Genomic DNA, 20,740 nt, shown 5'->3' on the forward strand with positions numbered 1-20,740 from the left:
ATCCCTATTCGTCAGGCCGCAGTGCGGCCTTCTCCATCAGTCTGAGCAGCCAGGTACTTGTCCGGGTTATTCAGCACAACAATTCTGGGGGTCCGGTTTTCAGGCCATTCCCGGTGGCCGGCGGGGACATGGTCCACGCCACCGGCGTTCCACGGATGGCAGCGTGCCAGGCGCCTGGCCGCCAGCCAGCTGCCTTTAACGGCGCCGTGGACTGTGACTGCTTCAAGCGCGTAGGCCGAGCAGGAGGGAAAGAAGCGGCAGACCTGGCCGTACAAGGGCGAAACCACCTTGCGGTAGGCCAGAAGCAGAAGAATGAGGATATTGCGGGGCAGGTTCCAGATGAAGCTGCCAGCGGCCGCTGCTGCGGACTTGGGGGAATGGACGACGGCGGCAGTCGGGTCAAGCACGCTGTGTCCCTTCCTGTGTTGTTGCGTCCGTTGGCGTTCCAGCTGGCCGTTTTCCGGTCACCGCCGGAAGGCGGCCAGCCAGCCGCCTCATGGTGTTTTCCAAGGCGGCGTTGTAATCCGCCAGGAGTTCATCCCAGCTGGCTGTTGCGGAGGCGGGCAAAGCACGCACCACAATAGCGAATCCGGTGCCGTACTCGTGCAGCGAGACAGCGCCGGCTTCTCTAAGTCTCCTCTTAACGAGGTTCCTGGCAACAGCGTTCCCGACAGCCTTGGAAACGATGAACCCGATGCGGCTGGGCTCGTCGGCTCCAATAGTTGCCGTATATAACACTACGTTCCGGCGTCCATTGCGGACGCCGGAACGTACAGTTGTTGAAAAATCGGTTGAAGTCCTCAGGCGGTTCCTGGTGGCAAGCACCGCTAATCTCGCAGAAGGAAGAAGACCGACAAGTCAGTATTTAGGCCGACAGTTCGGTGCGGCCCTTGCCACGGCGGGCGGCCAGAATGGCACGGCCGGCACGGGTGCGCATACGAAGGCGGAAGCCGTGCTTCTTGGCCCGACGGCGGTTATTCGGCTGAAAAGTCCGCTTGCTCACGTTAGTTACTCCAGTGGATCAAAGGTGCGCCCACCCGATCAGTAAGGGGAAGAACTGGCCGACGCTAAGTTTTGTATGTGTCTGCTTCCCCTGAATTTCCCGGAACACACGGAGTGTCCGGAAGTTCAAAATAGGGTCAGAAAGCAGGCACAAAGGACTCCACAACGTTAGGGCAAAACGCCGCCGGGAGTCAAACCAGCCGGCTGCCCGGCGTGTTTCCCCAGCTGTGGCTAACGGCGTTGAGAACCTGTGGATGAAGCGGCTCACAACCGCTGTTTTCGAACCACAACGGTGTAATTATCCACAAGGCACTTCCCAGCTATCTTCTAGGCTTTTCATCCCCTAGAGTGTCTCAGTAGCCGATTATCCACGGACTGTGCATAACCCTGTGGATTAAGCCGGGCCAGCACCCTGGTTCCAGGCTTGCGGCTGCATGTAATGCAGGCAGCAAGCTTTGAGGAACCAAATTTGATGACAGTAGACGAAGCCAACCACGCCAACACTGTCGGAAGTTCCTGGCGGCGCGTGGTGACCCTTCTCGAACAGGACGACCGCGTTTCGCCCCGGCAGCGCGGCTTTGTCATCCTCGCGCAGGCCCAGGGCCTCATCGGTTCCACCCTTCTCGTCGCAGTCCCGAACGAGCTGACCCGGGAAGTGCTCCAGACGCAGGTCAAGGACGCTCTCGATGACGCGCTCCGCAACGTCTTCTCGGACGACATCCGCTGCGCGATCGACGTGGACACCGATCTGGTGCCCATCCACGAGGAGCCGGAACCCGCCGTCGAGCTTTCCCTCGCAAACGATCCGTCCATTGAGCAGAAGCCGCAGCCCATGCTGCCGAGCACCTCACACGAATTCGGCCGCCTCAACCCCAAGTACGTTTTCGACACCTTCGTGATCGGATCCTCCAACCGGTTTGCCCATGCCGCCGCCGTCGCCGTGGCGGAAGCCCCTGCCAAGGCCTACAACCCGCTGTTCATTTACGGTGACTCCGGCCTGGGCAAAACGCACCTGCTGCACGCCATCGGCCACTACGCCCGCCGCCTGTACAGCGGGATCCGCGTCAGGTACGTCAACTCCGAGGAATTCACCAACGACTTCATCAACTCGATCCGTGACGATGAAGGCGCCAGCTTCAAGACGACGTACCGCAACGTCGACGTCCTGCTGATCGACGACATCCAGTTCCTGGCCGGCAAGGACCGGACGCTGGAGGAGTTCTTCCACACATTCAACTCGCTGCACAACAACAACAAGCAGGTGGTCATCACCTCGGACCAGCCGCCCAAGCTGCTGGCAGGCTTCGAGGACCGGATGAAATCCCGCTTCGAGTGGGGTCTGCTGACGGACATCCAGCCGCCTGAACTGGAAACCCGCATCGCCATCCTCCGGAAGAAGGCGCTCAGCGAAGGCCTCTCCGCGCCGGACGACGCGCTGGAGTACATCGCTTCGAAGATCGCCAGCAACATCCGCGAGCTCGAAGGCGCCCTCATCCGGGTGACGGCATTCGCCAGCCTCAACCGCCAGCCGGTGGATGTGGCCCTGGCAGAGATGGTGCTCAAGGACCTCATCACCGACGACGGCGCCCAGGAAATCACGTCGGGCCAGATCCTGCAGCAGACGGCCGACTACTTCAAGCTCAGCATGGAGGAGCTCTGCAGCAAGTCCCGGACCCGGACGCTGGTGACCGCACGGCAGATCGCCATGTACCTGTGCCGCGAGCTGACCGACATGTCACTGCCCAAGATCGGCCAGGAACTCGGCGGCCGCGACCACACCACCGTGATCCACGCTGACCGCAAAATCCGTGAGCTCATGGCTGAGCGGCGTGTGATTTACAACCAGGTTACTGAGCTCACCAACCGCATCAAGCAGCAGCAGCGCGACTCCTGAGCCGAGGTTCTTAACCTTATTAACAGGCGCGTGTGGATAACCCTGTGGACAGTTAAGGGGACAACCGCGGTTAATGGGCTTAAAACCCTTAAGCCGTCTGTGGATCACCGCAACGGGCCAAAAATGTTGTCCCCATCCACAGCCTGTTTAAAACGTGCCGAACCCACAGTCCATGAACAGGGCTTAACCGCGGATCTGCACCGCGAAACCGGGTTATCCACAGTTTCCACAGCAGTTATTAACACTACTAATCCCAAAAAGTTGAAGTCCCTCAAACAACAATCTCCATCCCCGACCTCCCCGCACCGGCCAAAGCACCGGCCACTTGGCCGCTGGCAGAGCCGGCGTCACTGGCGGGGATGGGGAAATCCTTGTAGTTCCGGCTAAGCTGTCTGCAGCGCTCCCATCCCTGGGTTTGTTTGCGGTCGGCCATGCGTGGACCATGCAGGTCAAGGGCTTTGGGGGCAACGGTCTTATGGGCTCCTTGCGAGTTCCCGTTCAGAAAATGGCAGCAGCAATGAAAGGCGGCACCCTTCCGTGAAGTTCAGAGTCGAACGGGACGTCCTGGCAGAAGCCGTCACATGGACAGCCCGGTCGTTGTCTCCGCGGCCGCCCGTACCCGTGCTCTCCGGCCTCCTTCTCAAGGCCGAATCCGGGACAGTCAGCCTGTCCAGCTTCGATTACGAGACCTCCGCTAGGCTTGAAATTCCTGCCGACATCAGGGAGGAAGGCACCATCCTGGTCTCCGGCCGCCTCCTGGCGGACATCTGCCGCAGCCTGCCCTCAGCGCCGGTGGACATCGAAACCGACGGCAACAAGGTGACGCTCACCTGCCGCCGAAGCAGCTTCCACCTGGCAACCATGCCCGAGGCCGAGTACCCGCCGTTGCCTGCCCTGCCCACCATCACCGGAACCGTCGCAGGTGACGCGTTCGCCCAGGCTGTCTCCCAGGTGATCATCGCCGCGAGCAAGGACGACACCCTTCCGATCCTCACTGGCGTGCGGATGGAGATCGAGGACGACCTCATCACCCTCCTGGCTACGGACCGTTACCGGCTCGCCATGCGGGAAGTTCCCTGGAAGCCCGTCACACCGGGCATCTCCACCAGTGCCTTGGTCAAAGCCAAGACGCTGAACGAGGTTGCCAAGACTTTGGGCGGCAGCGGTGACATCAACCTCGCCATTGCCGACGACGACAGCCGCCTTATCGGCTTTGAGAGCGGCGGCCGCACCACCACGTCGCTGCTGGTCGACGGCGATTACCCCAAGATCCGCTCGCTGTTCCCGGATTCCACGCCGATTCACGCCACCGTTCAGACCCAGGAGCTCGTCGAGGCCGTCCGGCGCGTCTCGCTCGTGGCGGAACGCAACACCCCGGTCCGGCTCGCGTTCACCCAGGGCCAGCTGCACCTCGACGCCGGCACCGGCGAGGACGCCCAGGCCTCCGAAGAGCTCGAAGCACAGCTGTCCGGCGAAGACATCACCGTTGCCTTCAACCCGCACTACCTGGTTGAAGGCCTCAGCGTCATTGAAACCAAGTTTGTGCGCTTTTCCTTCACCACGGCACCGAAGCCCGCCATGATCACAGCGCAGAACGACATCGAAGGCGAAGACCAGGACGACTACCGCTACCTCGTGATGCCGGTGCGCCTCCCCAACTAACCCACACCCAACTAGGTAGCAGCTGAGGGGCTTCCCAGCGTTCAGAACGCCCTGAGCTGCTACCTAGTTGGGTGGACCGCCCATCCCTAACCATCCGCGCAGAAAAGAGTTCACACGGTGCATATCGGACTGATCGGCCTTGGAAAAATGGGTTTCAACATGCGCGAACGGCTGCGCAAAGGCGGGATCGAAGTCACTGGGTTCGACCGCAACCCCGAGGTTACCGATGTCGCCACCACGGACGAACTCATCGCCGCCCTTCCTGCGCCCCGCCTCATCTGGGTTATGGTTCCGTCCGGTGAAATCACCGACGCCGTCATCACCGAGCTCGGTGCCAAACTGGAGCCCGGCGACATGGTGATCGACGGCGGCAACTCCCGCTTCACCGAGGACCAGAAGCACGCGGCGGCCCTGGCCGAAAAGGGAATCCGCTTCGCTGACTGCGGCGTCTCCGGCGGAGTCTGGGGCCTTCAGAACGGCTACGGGCTCATGGCCGGGGGCGACGCCGAGGATATCGAGCGCGCCCTTCCCGTCTTTGATGCGCTCCGACCCGAAGGCGACCGCGCGGACAGCTTCGTCCACGTGGGCGGCGTCGGCGCAGGCCACTACGCCAAGATGGTGCACAACGGCATCGAGTACGGCCTGATGCAGGCTTACGCGGAAGGCTACGAACTCCTCGCCGCCAAGGAAATCGTTACGGACCTCCCGGGAACCTTCCGGGCCTGGCAGAAGGGAACCGTCGTCCGGTCCTGGCTGCTGGACCTCATGGTGAAGGCCCTGGACGAGGATCCCGGACTGGCCTCGATCGACGACTACGTCGAGGACTCCGGTGAAGGCCGCTGGACCGTGGAAGAGGCCATCGCCAATGCCGTGCCGGCCCCCGCCATTACCGCAGCACTCTTTGCCCGTTTCGCCTCCCGCGAGGACAACTCGCCGGCGATGAAAATGGTGTCCGCGCTGCGCCACCAGTTCGGCGGACATGCCACCCGTCCGGCCAAGTAAGTCCGTGTCCGGGTTCCGGCCGTCTTCCGGACCGGCGGTTCCCGAGAATTCGAAGATCGCGTGTACCTAGAACACCTGTCCCTGACCGACTTCCGCAGTTACGCCCAGGTTGATCTCCGGTTTGACCCGGGCGTCACGGTTCTGGTCGGCTCCAACGGAATCGGCAAGACCAACCTGATGGAAGCCATCGGCTACCTGGCAACCCTCAGCTCACACCGGGTCAGTGCCGACGGCCCGTTGCTCCGCTTCGGAACCGACCGCGCCCTGATCCGGGCAAAGCTGGTCCGGGGCGAACAGTCCACCATCCTGGAGCTGGAGATCAACGGCGGCCGGGCAAACCGGGGCCGCATCAACCGCAGCAACCCCGTCCGTGCGCGCGATCTGCTGGGCATCTGCCACACGGTCCTGTTCGCTCCGGAGGACCTGGCGCTGGTCAAAGGCGATCCCTCGAACCGCCGCCGCTTCCTGGACGAGCTCCTGGTGAGCCTGGTTCCCCGGCACGCCGCCACCCGCAGCGACTATGACCGCGTGCTTAAACAACGGAACGCACTGCTGAAGTCAGCACGGGCCGGAAAGTTCACCGCCGGCCACGAAGCCACCCTCGATGTCTGGGACCAGCACATGGCTCGCGCCGGAGCGGAGCTGCTCCATGCCAGGCTGGAACTCGTAGAGCGCCTGCGGCCGCACCTCAACAGTGCCTATGCCCAACTCACCGATGGCTCGAAGGCCGCGGATGCGGTCTACCGCTCAACTCTGCAGAACATGATGGACGACGACGGCGAGCCGGCCGGCGCTTCGACCGCACCGTCAGAGCCAGGACAGCAGGCGGAGGATCTCCGCCCGCTGTCCGTGGACGACCTTGCCGAACGCTACGTGCAGGCCTTCGCGGCGTCCCGCCGCAAGGAACTCGAACGCGGCATCTCGCTGGTGGGTCCGCACCGGGACGAGCTGGAACTGGTGCTGGGGCAGGCCCCGGCCAAGGGCTACGCCTCGCACGGTGAAACGTGGTCCATGTGCCTGTCCCTGCGGCTGGCGTCCTACTACGTCATGCTTGACGACGCCCGCACCGGAGGATCGGCGCCGATCCTCATCCTGGACGACGTTTTCGCCGAACTTGATGTCCAGCGGCGGCGTAAACTGGCCGCAATAGTTGCCGGCGCCGAGCAGGTGCTGGTGACCGCCGCCGTCGACGCCGATATTCCGGACGAGCTTGCGGGCCGGCGGGTGAAGGTAATCCCGGGAGGAATCGATGAACAGGGATAAGGACGGCGGCCTGCAGCCAGGCCGCGATCCCGATGAAATCGATGCCGCCCAGGCTGCGCTGAACAGGATGCGTGACGCAGCGGCCGCCCGTGGAGAGGTCCGCCGCAAGGCGCCGCGGGCAGGCGCCAGCCAAAAACCGCGCACCGCAGCCCAGGGAACGCGGGGCTTCAGCCAGTTCCACTCCACCGGACGCGACCCCCTGGGACTGGGGAAAGTCGTGGGCCGGCTGGTTGCCGAGCGAGGCTGGACCTCCCCGGTGGCCGTCGGCTCGGTCATGGCCGAGTGGCCGGCGCTCGTGGGCCCTGAAATCGCTGCCCACTGCACCCCGGAAAGCTTCACGGACACCACCCTTCATGTCCGGTGCGACTCCACGGCCTGGGCCACGCAGCTGCGGCTGCTCAGCATAAGCCTGCTCGAAAAGTTCCGCACCGAACTCGGTGACGGCGTGGTCACCAGCATCCAGGTGCTGGGCCCGTCAGCACCCAGCTGGCGCAAGGGTGGACGCACCGTCAACGGACGCGGGCCCAGGGACACCTACGGATAGCGGCCACAACCAGGGACTGCCGGGACTGGATCCGCCGGGTGCGTCTCCTTCCGATTCTGCCTGCCGGGAACAAAGCCCAAACGGCGTGCAGGGCGCTCAAACCGCCGTCGGCCGTATAGGAGTCCAAAAAGGGGACTGCTGGAGCCTTGCAGGCGGGGCCAATGGCCAGCGAGAGGCACATTGAGCCGCCTCATCGCCCCGCCAATGCAGGGATCGACCGTGTTTCACGATAGAATTCCTCTAGATAACTGGGCGCCGGTGAAACGTTGACTGAGTCCGTTTTCCCGCGCTTTTTCCGTGCGGGAAAACGGTTCTGCGCGTCAACTCAGCAGCTGGCGCTGGCAGTGACGTGCCTTTTGGCGGACGCCCTTTTTCCCGGCGGACGGCGGAGGCCGGCCATCATCGAACATAGAGGAGTCGAAAGCGCCTGTGGCTAACGACAATGCAGATATCGAGGCAGTGGAGCCTGTAACGGAGGATGCCCGGACGTCCGGCGCCCCGGCTGAGGCTGCCACACCGCGGGAGTACGGCGCCAGCGACATCACCGTTCTTGAGGGACTCGAGGCCGTACGGAAACGGCCCGGCATGTACATCGGCTCCACCGGTCTGCGCGGCCTGCACCACCTGGTGTACGAAGTGGTGGACAACTCCGTGGATGAGGCCCTCGCAGGCTACTGTACGCACATCGAAGTTGTTCTGCAGGCGGACGGCGGTGTCAAGGTATCCGACGACGGCCGCGGGATTCCGGTGGACATCCACCCCACCGAGGGCAAGCCCACGGTTGAGGTGGTCATGACCATCCTGCACGCCGGCGGCAAGTTCGGCGGCGGCGGCTACGCCGTGTCCGGTGGCCTCCACGGCGTGGGCATTTCCGTGGTCAACGCCCTCTCCACCCGCGTGAACACGGAAGTCCGCAGGCAGGGCCACGTCTGGCGCATGTCCTTTGCCGACGGGGGCAAGCCGCAGGGTGCCCTGGTCCAGGGCGAGGAAACGGCCGAGACCGGAACCACCCAGACCTTCTACCCGGATCCGAGCATCTTCGAATCCACCGAGTTCGACTTCGAGACGCTCCGCGCGCGTTTCCAGCAGATGGCCTTCCTCAACAAGGGGCTGAAAATCACCCTGACGGACGAGCGCCAAACGGCTGCCGGCACGGACGACGCCGGCGACCTGGACCTTGACGGCGTGCTCACCGAGGGCGAGGTCCTCGCCGAGCACCGCACCGTGGTGTACCAGTACAACGACGGCCTCCTCGACTACGTAAAGCACCTGAACTCCAGCAAGAAGGTGGATGTTGTCCACGAGGACGTCATCGCCTTCGAGACTGAGGACACCGAGCGGCATATCGCCGTCGAAATGGCGATGCAGTGGACCACGGCGTACTCCGAAAGCGTCCACACGTACGCCAACACGATCAACACCCACGAGGGCGGCACCCACGAAGAGGGGTTCCGCGCCGCGATGACGTCGCTCATCAACCGCTATGCGCGCGAGAAGGCCATCATCAAGGAAAAAGATGAGAACCTTACCGGTGACGACATCCGCGAGGGCCTGACGGCCGTCATCTCCGTGAAGCTGTCCGAACCACAGTTCGAGGGCCAGACCAAAACCAAGCTGGGCAACTCCGAGGTCAAGGGCTTTGTGCAGCGCGTGGTCACCGACCAGCTCGGCGACTGGCTGGAGCGCAACCCCGGCCCCGCCAAGGACGTCATCCGCAAAGCCATTTCGGCGGCCCAGGCCCGCATGGCCGCGCGCAAGGCCCGCGACAACGCGCGCCGGAAGAGCCCGCTGGAGTCCTTCGGCATGCCTGGCAAGCTCTCGGACTGCTCCTCGAAGGATCCCTCCAAGTGCGAGGTCTACCTGGTGGAGGGTGACTCGGCAGGCGGTTCGGCCAAGCGCGGGCGCAACCCCGAAACGCAGGCCATCCTTCCGCTCCGCGGCAAGATCCTGAACGTGGAGCGTGCCCGCCTGGACAAGGCCCTGGGCAACAACGAGGTGCAGTCCATGATCACAGCATTCGGGACCGGCATTGGCGAGGACTTCGACCTCAGCAAGCTGCGCTACCACAAGATCGTGCTGATGGCCGATGCCGACGTCGACGGCCAGCACATCACCACGCTGCTGATGACGCTGCTGTTCCGCTACATGCGCCCCCTGATCGAGAACGGCTACGTCTACCTCGCGCAGCCGCCGCTGTACCGGATCAAGTGGTCCAACGCACCGCATGACTACGTCTTCAGCGACCGTGAGCGCGACGCCGTCCTGGTTTCCGGTCAGGCAGCAGGCCGCCGCATTCCGAAGGAAAACGGCATCCAGCGCTACAAGGGTCTGGGCGAGATGGATTACACAGAGCTCTGGGACACCACCATGGACCCGGACCGGCGCACCCTCCTGCAAGTGACCATGGAGGACGCAGCCGCCGCAGACCAGATTTTCGCCGTGCTGATGGGCGAGGACGTCGAGTCGCGCCGAAACTTCATCCAGCAGAACGCCAAGGACGTCAGGTTCCTCGATATCTAGCGGATTCCGCACTTGATATTCCCGAACTGACATATACCTGAAACGGAAAATACAGACTATGAGTGACGAAACACCCGAGGTCCCGGCGGAGTCTCCGGACGGCACGGAGCCGGTGCTGGAGGGCGACGTGCTGGTCGACCGCGTGGAGCAGGTGGACCTGCAGACGGAGATGCAGCGCTCCTACCTCGACTATGCGATGGCCGTTATCGTCGGCCGTGCGCTGCCGGACGTACGGGACGGGCTGAAGCCCGTCCACCGCCGCGTGCTGTATGCGATGTTCGACGGCGGCTACCGCCCGGACCGCGCCTTCAACAAGTGTGCTCGTGTGGTCGGCGAGGTCATGGGCCAGTACCACCCGCACGGTGACACGGCCATCTACGATGCGCTGGTACGCCTGATCCAGGACTGGACCATGCGGTACCCGCTGGCGCTCGGCCAGGGCAACTTCGGCTCGCCCGGCAACGACGGCGCTGCGGCTCCGAGGTACACGGAAACCAAGATGGCACCGCTGGCCATGGAAATGGTCCGGGACATCGACGAGGAGACCGTCGACTTCCAGGACAACTATGACGGCAAGAACCAGGAACCCACGATCCTCCCGGCGCGGTTCCCCAACCTGCTGGTCAACGGGTCCTCAGGCATCGCCGTCGGCATGGCCACCAACATCCCGCCGCACAACCTCCGCGAAGTTGCCGATGGCGTCCAGTGGTACCTGGCCAACCCGACCGCCAGCCGCGAGCAGCTCCTCGAAGAACTGCTCAAGCGCATCAAGGGACCCGATTTCCCCACCGGCGCCACCATCCTGGGCCACAAGGGCATCGAGGACGCCTACCGCACCGGCCGCGGTTCCATCACCATGCGCGCCGTGGTCAATGTCGAGGAGCTGCAGGGACGGACCTGCCTCGTCGTCACCGAGCTGCCCTACCAGGCGAACCCGGACAACCTGGCCATCAAGATCGCCGAACTGGTCAAGGACGGCAAGGTCCAGGGCATCGCCGACCTCCGCGACGAGACGTCCGGCCGCACCGGCCAGCGCCTGGTCATCGTCCTGAAGCGCGACGCCGTCGCCAAGGTGGTGCTGAACAACCTCTACAAGCACACCCAGCTGCAGGAGAACTTCGGCGCGAACATGCTGGCGATCGTGGACGGAGTGCCGCGCACTCTCAGCCTTGACGCCTTCATCCGGCACTGGGTCACCCACCAGCTGGATGTCATCGCCCGGCGCACCCGCTACCGCCTGCGGAAGGCCGAGGAAGAAGCGCACATCCTGCGTGCGCTGCTTAAGGCCCTGGACATGCTGGACGAGGTCATCGCCCTGATCCGGGCCTCGAGCACCACTGAGGCAGCCCGGGATGGCCTCATGCAGTTGCTGGACATCGACGAGATCCAGGCCCGCGCCATCCTCGACATGCAGCTGCGCCGGCTCGCTGCCCTGGAACGCCAGAAGATCCAGGACCGCCACGCCGAACTCGAAGCGATGATCGCCGAATACAACGCGATCCTGGCCTCGGAGGAACGCCAGCGCTCGATCATCAGCGAGGAACTCGCCGAGATCGTGGCCAAGCACGGGGACGACCGCCGCACCCAGATCCTGATGGGCTACGACGGCGACATGTCCATGGAAGACCTCATTCCCGAAGAGGAAGTGGTGGTCACCATCACCCGCGGCGGCTACGTCAAGCGGACGCGGAGTGACAACTACCGTTCGCAGCAGCGCGGCGGCAAAGGCATCAAGGGTGCCCAGCTGCGCGGCGATGACGTGGTGGAGCACTTCTTCGTCACCACCACCCACCACTGGCTGCTGTTCTTCACCAACTTCGGCCGCGTGTACCGGGCCAAGGCCTACGAACTTGCCGAGGGCGGGCGCGACACCAAGGGCCAGCATGTGGCCAACCTGCTGGCCTTCCAGCCGGACGAGCACATCGCCCAGGTGCTGGACCTGAAGGACTACCAACACGCGCCCTACCTGGTGCTGGCCACCAAGCGTGGCCTGGTCAAGAAGACCCGGCTGGAGGACTACGACACCAACCGGTCCGCCGGCGTCATCGCCATCAACCTCCGGGACGAGGACGAACTGGTCTCCGCGCAGCTCGTTTCCGAGACGGATGACCTCATGCTGGTGTCCCGCAAGGGCCAGTCGATCCGGTTCACGGCCACCGATGACGCGCTGCGCCCCATGGGCCGCGCCACGTCCGGCGTGACAGGCATGAAGTTCCGCGAGGACGACGAACTGCTCGCCATGAACGTGGTGGCCGAGGGCTCCTACGTGTTCGTCGTGACCGAAGGCGGCTACGCCAAGCGCACCGCCGTCGAGGAATACCGGCTGCAGGGCCGCGGCGGCCTGGGCATCAAGGTAGCCAAGCTCGCCGAGGAACGCGGGGATCTTGTGGGTGCCCTGGTGGTCCAGGAGGAAGACGAGGTCCTGGTGGTCATGGGCGGCGGCAAGGTGGTCCGGTCATCCGTGGCCGGCGTCCCTGCCAAGGGCCGGGACACCATGGGCGTCATCTTCGCGAAGCCGGACAAGAACGACCGCATCATCGAGGTTGCCCGCAATACCGAACGCGGCCTGGAAGAGGAAGTTGAAGCCAGCGCCGAGCGGGAGTCAGAGGCCGACCACACCGATGAACCCAGTGCGTCAGAAATCTTGGCTATCGCCGCTGATGACGTAACGTTGGCTGAAGATGCCGGACCAGACGAGGAATCCGCCGAGGAGGCTTCAGGACTGGCCGATGAAGCAGAAGGAACGTCCGGCGATGCTGAGGCGAACGAAGACAACACCGGAGGTAACGAGTGAGCAATTCCGACTCATTTCCCAAGCCGAGCAGTAATGGTCCCGGCGGGATGCGTCAGCCGGCATCCGCTCCCCGGGTGAATGCCCCGGTGCGTCCCCAGCAGAGCCCGGCCACGCCGTCGGGCGTTCCGGGACAGCGTCCTGCAGCTGCGGGACAGCGCCCGGCGCCCGCAGGGCAGCGCCCGCAGGGACAGAGGCCGGCCGCGCCGGCACAGCGCCCGGCAGTCCCCGGACAGCGGCCCCAGGCCGCACAGGGTGCGCCCGGACTGGTCAAGCCGGCTCCCAAGGCCAAGGTGCGCCGCGCCCGGCTCTTGGTCAGCAAGGTTGACCCCTGGTCCGTCCTGAAAATGGCGTTCCTGCTGTCCGTCGCGCTTGGCATCGTCACGGTGGTGGCCGCCATTGTGCTGTGGACCGTGCTGGACCTGACCGGCATCTTCGACCAGGTGGACAGCCTGCTGGGAACGCTCGCCGGGTCTGAGGGCGGCGGCTTCGAACTGAAGAAGGTCGCGTCGCTCGGCCAGGTGGCATCGTTCGCTACGATCATCGCCGTCGTGAATGTTGTGCTGCTGACGGCCCTGTCCATGCTGTCAGCCGTGCTGTACAACATTTCGGCAACCCTTGTTGGCGGCATCGGCGTGACCCTGACGGACGATTAAAACCCTGTCTTTCCGCGGAAAACCCCGCAGGAATGCCTCGATTTGAGATCGGGCCGGGATGTGCTGTAGAGTCTTGTCTCGGCCCGATGAGGCATCGGGGCGTATAGCTCAGGCGGTTAGAGCGCTTCGCTGATAACGAAGAGGTCCCAGGTTCAAGTCCTGGTACGCCCACGGAACCTGCACAGGTTCAAGTAGAGGTTTAGGCTGGATTCCACTGGAATCAAGCCGGAACGGGGTGCGTGTGAAGAAGTTGCTGGTTATTGCAGCTGCGGTCGCAGGCGTCCTCTTCTACAAGAAGAAGGTGCAGGAATCCGAAGCCCGGAAAACTGTCTGGAGCGAATCAACCGACAAGGTTGAATAGCCCGGTTAGCGGTACGGATGCTGGTCAGCCAGGATCCGGAACTAGGGTATGATGGACGGGTTGCTTCTTATGGGGGCATGGCGCAATTGGTAGCGCACCTGCTTTGCAAGCAGGGGGTTCGGGGTTCGAGTCCCCGTGCCTCCACCATAAGAAAAGGTCCCGGTCGGAAACGGCCGGGACCTTTCGCGTTGCCGGAACATAGTTCGGACCCTGGTTTCGACAGGCTCAACCAGCGGGGCACGGTCTGCACATTACTGTGGGAGCGTGAATCTCTTCCTTGCAGCCCTGGGCGTCCTGGGCGTGGCTTCGTCAGGACCGCTCATCGCCGCCACCCTCGGCGCCACCACTGTCACGGCCCTCGCCATCGCCTTCTGGCGCAATGCCATCGCGGCAGCCGTCATGGCCACCCCCACCCTGATCCGGGAGCCGCGCCTCTTCGGCCGCATCGGGCGCTATGAGTTCCGCTGGTCGCTCGTTGCGGCCGTAGCCCTGGCCCTGCACTTCGCCTGCTTCATCACGTCCCTGCAGCTGACCTCCGTGGCTGCCGCCACGGCACTCGTCTGCCTGCAGTCCGCCTGGATCGCCATCATCCAGCTGTTCCGCGGTGTGCGGCACCGCTGGCAGGTCCTGGTTGGCCTTGGCGTCTCCTTCGGCGGTGTAGTGGCCATCACAGGTTTCGACATGGGCACCTCCCCGGACGCCCTGCTGGGTGACGTCCTGGCCATGGCCGGCGGACTCCTTGCGGGAATCTACACTCTGGCCGGAGGCCGGGCCCGGCAGAGCATGACCACCGGGACCTACACGGCCCTCTGCTACAGCATGTGTGCTGTCCTGGTAGCGGTGCTGGCAGCCTTCACCCACCAGCCCCTGACCGGGTTCGACGCCGGTGGCTGGCTGGGAATTCTGGCCATCACCGTGTGCGCCCAGCTCGTGGGACATACGGCATTCAACCACCTGCTGGCCACGATGAGCCCGCTGCTGGTGTCCATGATCATCCTGCTTGAAATACCGGGTGCGGCCCTGCTGGCCGCCGTGTTCCTGAACGAGACACTGCCGGCAGGCACCTATGCCGGACTGTCGCTCATCCTCGTGGGCCTCGCCGTCGTGGTGGCCGGACAGCGGAACGGCAAGGGCAGGCGGGACAAACCGGCCGGGGAACGCCCGGTGGCGGAGCTGGGGGCTGACTGACGACGGCGGCCGCCCGCCGGGGTCACTGCCCGCCGCGGCGGACCGGCTGGCTGGTGTTGACGGTGTGGATGGCGCGCAGCAGCTTGGCTGGGAAATATACCGAGAAGAACACCACCATGGGTGCCTTAAGGGCCATCTTCTTCACGTTGTGGGCCTTGTAGGTACGGTCGAAGCGTGTCACGTAATACCGGTAGTCACGGGGTGAGTCCTCGAGCCGGCGGGCCGACATCCCGGAGACCATCTGCGGCCAGTACTGGACCTTGAGGTCGTGGTCCGCGAGATGCAGGGACAGGTCGATGTCCTCGTGCATCTCGTCCCTTTCGTCCCGGCAGGTTTCGCTGCGGATGGTCTCCCACGCAGAGCGGCGGAGGGCCATGTTGGAGCCGAACAGGAAGTGGTATTGGTGCTTGGCCAGCTTGAGCATCAGCTGGCGCATCTTGTCATCTGCCTTGAGGCCGAAGCGCCGCATCGGCATGTCGTAGTAGACCACGGGCCCGGTGGCCGCCGACGTGGACAGGTCCTCGAAGGCCTTCTGCACCTGCTCCACCCAGTCAGGTTCGACCACGGAGTCGGCGTCGATCCGGCCAAGGATGTCCCCGGTGGCGTTGTCCAGGCCGAAATTGCGGGTAGGGATGAGTCCCTGTTCCCTGTCCTGGCGGAGCAGGATGATGGGGCTCTCCGGGTACTCCTGCTGCATCTGCGTAACAATCGACGCTGTGCGGTCCTTGGACATGTTGTCCACCACGATGATCTCGTGCGCCGGAACCGACTGGTACACCGCCGCGATCAGGCACTGCCGGATGACACTTTCCTCGTTGTAGGCCGGAATAACAATCGATACGCGCGGCTCAGTGTCAGTCAAGGCATCCTCGTCGGATCTATCGGGTGACATCACCTCAAACTTAGCATCGATGCTTTCCATCCCGGCGGCACCGTGCCTGTCAGGCGGAGAGGGGTCCTGATAATCCGGCAGAGACGGCAGGAGGGGCTCCACCGAAGCGGAACCCCTCCTGTAACCAGCCCTGACGGGGCCCTAATTAAGCCTTCTTGTCGGCACCGTTCTCAATGTTGGACGCGATGTTCTTCACCGCGGTCTTTGCATCGGTGGAGACTTCGCCGGCAACGGTATCGGTGTCCTCGGCAACGTGCTTAGCCTTGTCAGAGCCTTCGGCGTTGTCCTCTTCCAGGGAAGCCAGCTCTTCCAGGGAAGTCGACGTGGTTGCCGCCGGAACCGGAGCCGGCGTCGCGGCGGCCGATCCAACACCGGTGCCGGACGCTGCCGGGGTGGTTGCGGCCGGCGTCGACGGAGCGGGGGTCACGGGTGCGGGGGTCTTCCAGGGATCCTCAACCGGCTTTGATGCCTTCCACGCGGCAACGCCGGCGGCCACGGCCGCGGCGATCACACCGACAATGAGGAGCCCGCGCTTCTTCGGCTTCTGGGGCTCCACCACCAGCGCCTTGCCCGTCACTGCCCGGCTGGCCTCGTTGGCGGCTGACTTCAGGTGGCCGCCGGCCACATGAGCCTGTTCCTGGATGGTGTGGATGATGCCGACGTCGCCGAGTCTCTGGGCCACGGCGTCAACACGGGCCGGGGTGCTCTCGAGCGTCCTGTGGACAGCCTCGGAGGCGGTCCCGATCTGGTCCGAGAGCCGGGGCAGGTACTCAACCACTACACGGTCGCGGGCCTGGGCAATGACGGGAGTTGCCTTGTCCAGGGCCTCGTGCAGCCGCGGCGGGGCGCCCTCCACGACGTCGTGGATTTTGGGGGCAAGCTGCGCCAGGCCGTCCTGGAGGCGCGGCGTGACCGTGGCGACGCCGTCGGCAAGGTTGTGTGCCGCCACCTTGAGCCCCTCCTGGATCTTGGGGGAAGCGGTATCAATGCCGTGCTGCAGGCGCGGAACTGCCCAGTCCACTGCTGCTTCCACGCGGTCTTTTGCGTTCTCGACTGCAGAACTGACCGACAACTCCAGTTCGCGGGCAATACGATCCGATTTCTTCACAACTACCTCCCGATTAATGTGACGGTTCTGTTGTTAGCCTACGTGTACGAACAGCCGGGCTGCTATCGTTCCGGCGGATTCACGGTGGATTTCACCGAGCGCGGAACTGTCTTTTCCGCTCGGGTTCGCGTTGACCCGCCGTGAAAGAATGACCCTATGACTGCCTCAGCAACTGCAAAAGCAACCATCCACACCAGCCTCGGCGACATCGTTGTGAACCTCTTCGGCAACCACGCGCCCAAGACTGTCAAGAACTTCATCGGACTGGCCACGGGCGAACAGGCCTGGACCCACCCGGAGACCGGCGAGGACAAGACCGGCACGCCGCTGTACAACGGCACCATCTTCCACCGCATCATCAAAGACTTCATGATCCAGGCCGGCGACCCGCTGGGCCGCGGCACCGGCGGACCGGGCTACCGGTTCGACGACGAGATCCACCCCGAGCTGAGCTTCAGCGCTCCGTACAAGCTGGCCATGGCCAACGCCGGCATCCAGATGGGCAAGGGAACCAACGGTTCACAGTTCTTCATCACCACCATCCCCACCGACTGGCTGCAGGGCAAGCACAGCATCTTCGGTGAGGTTGCCGACGACGAGTCCAAGAAGGTTGTGGACGCCATTGAAGGTGTCCGCACCGGAATGGGCGACCGCCCGGTTGAAGATGTGACCATCAACAGCATCGATATCGAGCAGCTCTAGCCGCATGAGCTACGGAACTCCGGCGGCGGAGCCGTCAGCGCAGGTACCGGTGTGCCCCCGGCACCCGGACCGGCCCTCGTATGTCAGCTGCCAGCGTTGTGGGCGGCCGGCATGCCCCGAGTGCCAGCGCGCGGCCGCCGTCGGGTTCCAGTGCGTTGACTGCGTCAACGAAGCAAGGCGTACGACGCCGACAGCACGGACCGTTTACGGCGGTGCCGTTGCGTCCGGCAAGCCTGTGGTGACGTACGCAATCATCGCCGCGTGCGCCCTGCTGTTTGTTTTGCAGTGGGTGCTTCCCGGAAACGCGGTGTTCCGGACCCTCGCCTACGCGTCGGTTTACGCCACGCCCGAGTACGGGGTGTTCCAGCCTTGGCGCATGCTCACCTCGGCTTTTCTGCACTCCCAGGGTTTCCTGCTCCACATCGTCCTGAACATGTACACGCTGTGGATTTTTGGCCAGGCGCTCGAACCGCTGCTGGGCCGGATCCGTTTCCTTGCCGTGTACCTGCTGTCCGCCATCGGCGGGTCGGTGGGCTACCTGCTGTTGACACCGATCCTGCCCGAGGGCGGCCCCGTGGGCCTGGTTGGTGCTTCCGGCGCTATTTTCGGGCTGTTCGGCGCCATGCTCGTGGTGCAGCGCCACCGTGGCGGGGAGACGAGGCAGCTCTGGGTACTGATAGCAATCAACGGCGTGATCGGCTTCATGGTGCCGCAGATTGCCTGGCAGGCCCATCTGGGCGGTTTCATCACGGGCGCCCTGTGCGCGGCCGCCATCGCCTACGTCCCGCGCGGCCCGCGACGCACCACCCTGCAGGCCGGAGGGCTGGCGCTCGTTCTGGCCCTCCTGGCGGTTGCTTCCTGGTACCGGGTGCTCGCAGCCGCCTGACGCTGGTGTCCGGCAACTAGCCGGCGGTCCCCTCCCCCGTTGCCCCCGCTTTCCGAAGCGGGGGCCATTTTTGTGCCCCCGCGAAGTTCCCTCACGAGGTGACGGGATCGCACCCAGCGGTTGGGTTTTCCACAGCGGTTATCCACACTGTTAATAACTTACACAGCTGTAACTCACTGGTCGGACCCCGAGATACCGGGCCGCTGGGCCACTCGCGATCAATATGCACGCTTCCGTCCACACCTGTGGATAACTTTCGGACCTGCCGCTGTGGTTAAGTGGACAACTTCACCCAAATTTCACCCTGACCGGGTGTTCTGGGCGTAAACGGACACTTGAGGGAGCGAGCGGGGGTTTTGAGGGTGCCGTTTCAACAGGGTTATTCACACTGTTAATAACTCACAGAGGCGTCATTCCACCGTTCGGATGCCTCACAAGGCCTAGATCATGCCGTTCAGGCCGCCGATGCCCACAAGTTTTCCCCACCTGTGGATAAATTGTGGGCAGTCGCCTGTTGCTAAGTGGATAACCCTCACCCTGTCCACAGCGTCCCCGTGTAGTCTCTGACTGACAGCCGCGAGGTGAGCCCGTCCGGACCCCCAAGGAGCAATTACGTGAGTACCCACAGCCATATCTTCCTCGACAAGCACCACCCAGCAGCCTGGCGGGCGCTGAACGGGCTGGGGCTAAAGGCCAAGGAAGCGGTGATTGAGGCAGGCCTGGATGAGAAGCTCATCGAACTGCTCAACGTCCGGATATCGCAGATCAACGGCTGCGCCTATTGCCTCGACATGCACGTCACGGACGCGGTCAAGGGTGGTGAATCCACACAGCGACTGGCCGTCCTGCCAGCCTGGCGGGACACTGCGGTGTTCGAGGACCACGAGCGGGCCGCGCTGGCCCTGGCCGAGAGCATCACGGTTCTCCCCGAAGCCCGCACGCGGGGCCTGGAAGACGCCTACGCGCGGGAGCACCTTACGGACGAGCAGTACTCGGCGGTGAGCTGGCTGGCCATCGCAATGAACGCCTTCAATCGCGTTTCCATCACCAGCCAGCATCCCGTCCGGGCTGAACAGGGGTAAACATGGCTGGATGCCGGGGGTTTTCCACAGTCATTTCCACAACTGTTAATAACTTGGAAAATGCAAGTTTCTGGCATCCGGGGGCGCCAACCGGGCACACAGGGCCTTTTCCGCGGTGCGCAACCGGCAAAGTTATCAACACTGTGGATATCTTTACCAACACGTGTGGACCGGTGCGTGCGGGACGGCAGAGTGCCCGGCAGTTGTCAGGACCAGACGCCTGAGGTTCCCCGGCGGTGGCTGTCCACAAGATGAGTGTCCACCATGCCGATGGCTTCCATCAGCGCGAACATGGTGGTCGGCCCCACGAAGGCGAAGCCCTTCTTCCTGAGCGCCTTGGAAAGGGCGATGGACTCAGGGGACGTGGTGGGCACGTCGGCGTACGTGGTGGGGGCAGGGGTGGAGGTTGGCTGGAACTTCCAGACAAAGTCAACGAGCCCGCCCTCGTCCCGCAGCGCGATGGTGGCGTTGGCATTCGTGATGGCGGCCCGGATCTTGAGGCGGTTGCGCACGATGCCGGGGTCCTGAAGGAGGCGCTCGACGTCGGCCTCGGTAAAGGCGGCCACGGTTTCGGGATGGAAGTTGTCGAAGGCCGCACGGAACGCGGGGCGCTTGCGCAGGATCGTTGCCCACGACAGGCCCGCCTGGAACGCCTCGAGGCTGATCCGTTCGTAGAGGCCCTGCTCGTCCCTGACGGGCAGGCCCCACTCGGTGTCGTAATACTCGCGCAGAAGGGGATCCGAGGAAGCCCACAGCGGTCGGGCCAGGCCATCCTCGCCGATGACGATGCCTTCTGCGGTCATGGGCGTCGGCTCAGGAGCGCCAGCGCGTGGTCATCAGGAAGCCGACGATCGCAATGCCAAACCCGGCCAGGATGTTCCACGACTCCCACGCCTGAACAGGCAGCTGGCCCTCACTGATGTAGAACGTGATGATCCAGAGCAGGCCGATGATCATCAGGCCGAACATGACGGGCTTGAACCAGACGGGGTTCGGCTTGTAGGCCTGAGTGGAAACGGGCTCGGCCGGGCGGGCAGGCTTCTTACGTGGCTTTGACTCGGGCACATGTCCTCCTTGGCGGCTGAATCAAGAGGAGGGACCGGGGCTTGATATCCTGCTGTGAGGGGATTGCCGGCGGTCTGCACGCTCTTGGTCAGGTCTGAAGTCTTACTAGCAGCCAATTCTAG

The 20,740-nt window shown here is 63.9% G+C and carries 20 protein-coding genes and 2 tRNA genes; 15 read left to right on the forward strand and 7 right to left on the reverse strand.

The features are described 5' to 3' along the window. Positions 1 to 11: 11 nt before the first annotated feature. Genes yidD through rpmH form a run of 3 tightly spaced genes read right to left on the reverse strand, consistent with a single transcriptional unit; the run spans position 12 to position 1,003 of the window. On the reverse strand, positions 12 to 407 hold the full coding sequence (gene yidD, locus ABRP34_RS13740; protein ID WP_003800208.1) for a membrane protein insertion efficiency factor YidD: 396 nt from the start codon (positions 405 to 407) through the stop codon (positions 12 to 14). Then, positions 400 to 825, reverse strand: a complete 426-nt coding sequence (rnpA, locus tag ABRP34_RS13745; protein WP_083839604.1) for a ribonuclease P protein component — start codon at positions 823 to 825, stop codon at positions 400 to 402. The genes yidD and rnpA overlap by 8 nt, the downstream gene beginning before the upstream one ends. Before the next feature lie 40 nt (positions 826 to 865). Beyond that, positions 866 to 1,003, reverse strand: coding sequence for a 50S ribosomal protein L34 (gene rpmH / locus ABRP34_RS13750; protein ID WP_003800212.1), 138 nt, complete (start codon positions 1,001 to 1,003; stop codon positions 866 to 868). A 471-nt stretch (positions 1,004 to 1,474) separates the two neighbouring features. On the opposite strand from rpmH, the gene dnaA reads away from it, so the two are divergent. The 12 genes from dnaA (at position 1,475) to ABRP34_RS13810 (ending at position 14,883) form a co-directional block, all read left to right on the forward strand. Next, on the forward strand, positions 1,475 to 2,896 hold the full coding sequence (gene dnaA / locus ABRP34_RS13755; protein WP_003800214.1) for a chromosomal replication initiator protein DnaA: 1,422 nt from the start codon (positions 1,475 to 1,477) through the stop codon (positions 2,894 to 2,896). A 537-nt stretch (positions 2,897 to 3,433) separates the two neighbouring features. Continuing rightward, the gene (gene dnaN / locus ABRP34_RS13760) at positions 3,434 to 4,558 is read left to right on the forward strand and encodes a DNA polymerase III subunit beta (protein WP_003800218.1); all 1,125 of its coding nucleotides are present in this window, start codon (positions 3,434 to 3,436) and stop codon (positions 4,556 to 4,558) included. Between the two features lie 117 nt (positions 4,559 to 4,675). Beyond that, entirely contained in the window at positions 4,676 to 5,560 is an 885-nt protein-coding gene (gene gnd / locus ABRP34_RS13765) for a phosphogluconate dehydrogenase (NAD(+)-dependent, decarboxylating) (protein WP_003800220.1), read from the forward strand. Between the two features lie 60 nt (positions 5,561 to 5,620). Beyond that, complete coding sequence (gene recF / locus ABRP34_RS13770; RefSeq protein ID WP_353710600.1) at positions 5,621 to 6,823, forward strand: DNA replication/repair protein RecF; 1,203 nt, start codon at positions 5,621 to 5,623, stop codon at positions 6,821 to 6,823. Next, positions 6,810 to 7,367, forward strand: a complete 558-nt coding sequence (locus ABRP34_RS13775; RefSeq protein ID WP_353710601.1) for a DciA family protein — start codon at positions 6,810 to 6,812, stop codon at positions 7,365 to 7,367. Before recF ends, ABRP34_RS13775 begins: the two co-directional genes overlap by 14 nt. 429 nt (positions 7,368 to 7,796) lie before the next feature. Continuing rightward, positions 7,797 to 9,887, forward strand: coding sequence for a DNA topoisomerase (ATP-hydrolyzing) subunit B (gene gyrB / locus ABRP34_RS13780; RefSeq protein ID WP_353710602.1), 2,091 nt, complete (start codon positions 7,797 to 7,799; stop codon positions 9,885 to 9,887). Between the two features lie 58 nt (positions 9,888 to 9,945). Then, positions 9,946 to 12,681: a DNA gyrase subunit A gene (gene gyrA / locus ABRP34_RS13785; RefSeq protein WP_003800228.1), complete on the forward strand. Its 2,736-nt coding sequence runs from the start codon at positions 9,946 to 9,948 to the stop codon at positions 12,679 to 12,681. Continuing rightward, the gene (locus ABRP34_RS13790) at positions 12,678 to 13,334 is read left to right on the forward strand and encodes a DUF3566 domain-containing protein (protein ID WP_003800229.1); all 657 of its coding nucleotides are present in this window, start codon (positions 12,678 to 12,680) and stop codon (positions 13,332 to 13,334) included. Before gyrA ends, ABRP34_RS13790 begins: the two co-directional genes overlap by 4 nt. Before the next feature lie 97 nt (positions 13,335 to 13,431). Beyond that, positions 13,432 to 13,505: transfer RNA gene (locus ABRP34_RS13795), tRNA-Ile, on the forward strand. 70 nt (positions 13,506 to 13,575) lie between these two features. Further along, the gene (locus ABRP34_RS13800) at positions 13,576 to 13,695 is read left to right on the forward strand and encodes a DLW-39 family protein (RefSeq protein WP_217491532.1); all 120 of its coding nucleotides are present in this window, start codon (positions 13,576 to 13,578) and stop codon (positions 13,693 to 13,695) included. A 71-nt stretch (positions 13,696 to 13,766) separates the two neighbouring features. Beyond that, a tRNA-Ala gene (locus tag ABRP34_RS13805) sits at positions 13,767 to 13,842 on the forward strand. Between the two features lie 117 nt (positions 13,843 to 13,959). Continuing rightward, positions 13,960 to 14,883 (forward strand): DMT family transporter, encoded by a 924-nt coding sequence (locus ABRP34_RS13810; RefSeq protein WP_353710603.1) that lies wholly within the window; start codon positions 13,960 to 13,962, stop codon positions 14,881 to 14,883. A gap of 22 nt (positions 14,884 to 14,905) precedes the next feature. Here the strand turns inward: ABRP34_RS13810 and ABRP34_RS13815 are convergent, their stop codons facing one another. Continuing rightward, complete coding sequence (locus tag ABRP34_RS13815; RefSeq protein ID WP_043418238.1) at positions 14,906 to 15,775, reverse strand: glycosyltransferase family 2 protein; 870 nt, start codon at positions 15,773 to 15,775, stop codon at positions 14,906 to 14,908. Between the two features lie 145 nt (positions 15,776 to 15,920). Further along, positions 15,921 to 16,883, reverse strand: coding sequence for a hypothetical protein (locus tag ABRP34_RS13820; RefSeq protein WP_353710604.1), 963 nt, complete (start codon positions 16,881 to 16,883; stop codon positions 15,921 to 15,923). 156 nt (positions 16,884 to 17,039) lie between these two features. Here ABRP34_RS13820 and ABRP34_RS13825 point away from each other — a divergent pair, with 156 nt between their 5' ends. The 3 genes from ABRP34_RS13825 to ABRP34_RS13835 all read left to right on the forward strand — a co-directional run bounded on the left by ABRP34_RS13825 (position 17,040) and on the right by ABRP34_RS13835 (position 19,553). Next, positions 17,040 to 17,585, forward strand: a complete 546-nt coding sequence (locus tag ABRP34_RS13825) for a peptidylprolyl isomerase (RefSeq protein ID WP_003800238.1) — start codon at positions 17,040 to 17,042, stop codon at positions 17,583 to 17,585. Positions 17,586 to 17,589: 4 nt separating this feature from the next. Continuing rightward, positions 17,590 to 18,471, forward strand: a complete 882-nt coding sequence (locus ABRP34_RS13830) for a rhomboid family intramembrane serine protease (RefSeq protein WP_353710605.1) — start codon at positions 17,590 to 17,592, stop codon at positions 18,469 to 18,471. A 614-nt stretch (positions 18,472 to 19,085) separates the two neighbouring features. Further along, the gene (locus ABRP34_RS13835; RefSeq protein ID WP_353710606.1) at positions 19,086 to 19,553 is read left to right on the forward strand and encodes a carboxymuconolactone decarboxylase family protein; all 468 of its coding nucleotides are present in this window, start codon (positions 19,086 to 19,088) and stop codon (positions 19,551 to 19,553) included. 206 nt (positions 19,554 to 19,759) lie between these two features. Here ABRP34_RS13835 and ABRP34_RS13840 read toward each other — a convergent pair whose 3' ends face one another. Continuing rightward, positions 19,760 to 20,356: a DNA-3-methyladenine glycosylase I gene (locus ABRP34_RS13840; protein ID WP_353710607.1), complete on the reverse strand. Its 597-nt coding sequence runs from the start codon at positions 20,354 to 20,356 to the stop codon at positions 19,760 to 19,762. 10 nt (positions 20,357 to 20,366) lie between these two features. Continuing rightward, positions 20,367 to 20,618, reverse strand: coding sequence for a cell division protein CrgA (locus ABRP34_RS13845; RefSeq protein WP_003800246.1), 252 nt, complete (start codon positions 20,616 to 20,618; stop codon positions 20,367 to 20,369). Between the last annotated feature and the right edge of the window lie 122 nt (positions 20,619 to 20,740).

The sequence above is a fragment of the Arthrobacter sp. K5 genome, from assembly GCF_040448525.1.
Classification (GTDB): Bacteria; Actinomycetota; Actinomycetes; order Actinomycetales; family Micrococcaceae; genus Arthrobacter; species Arthrobacter globiformis.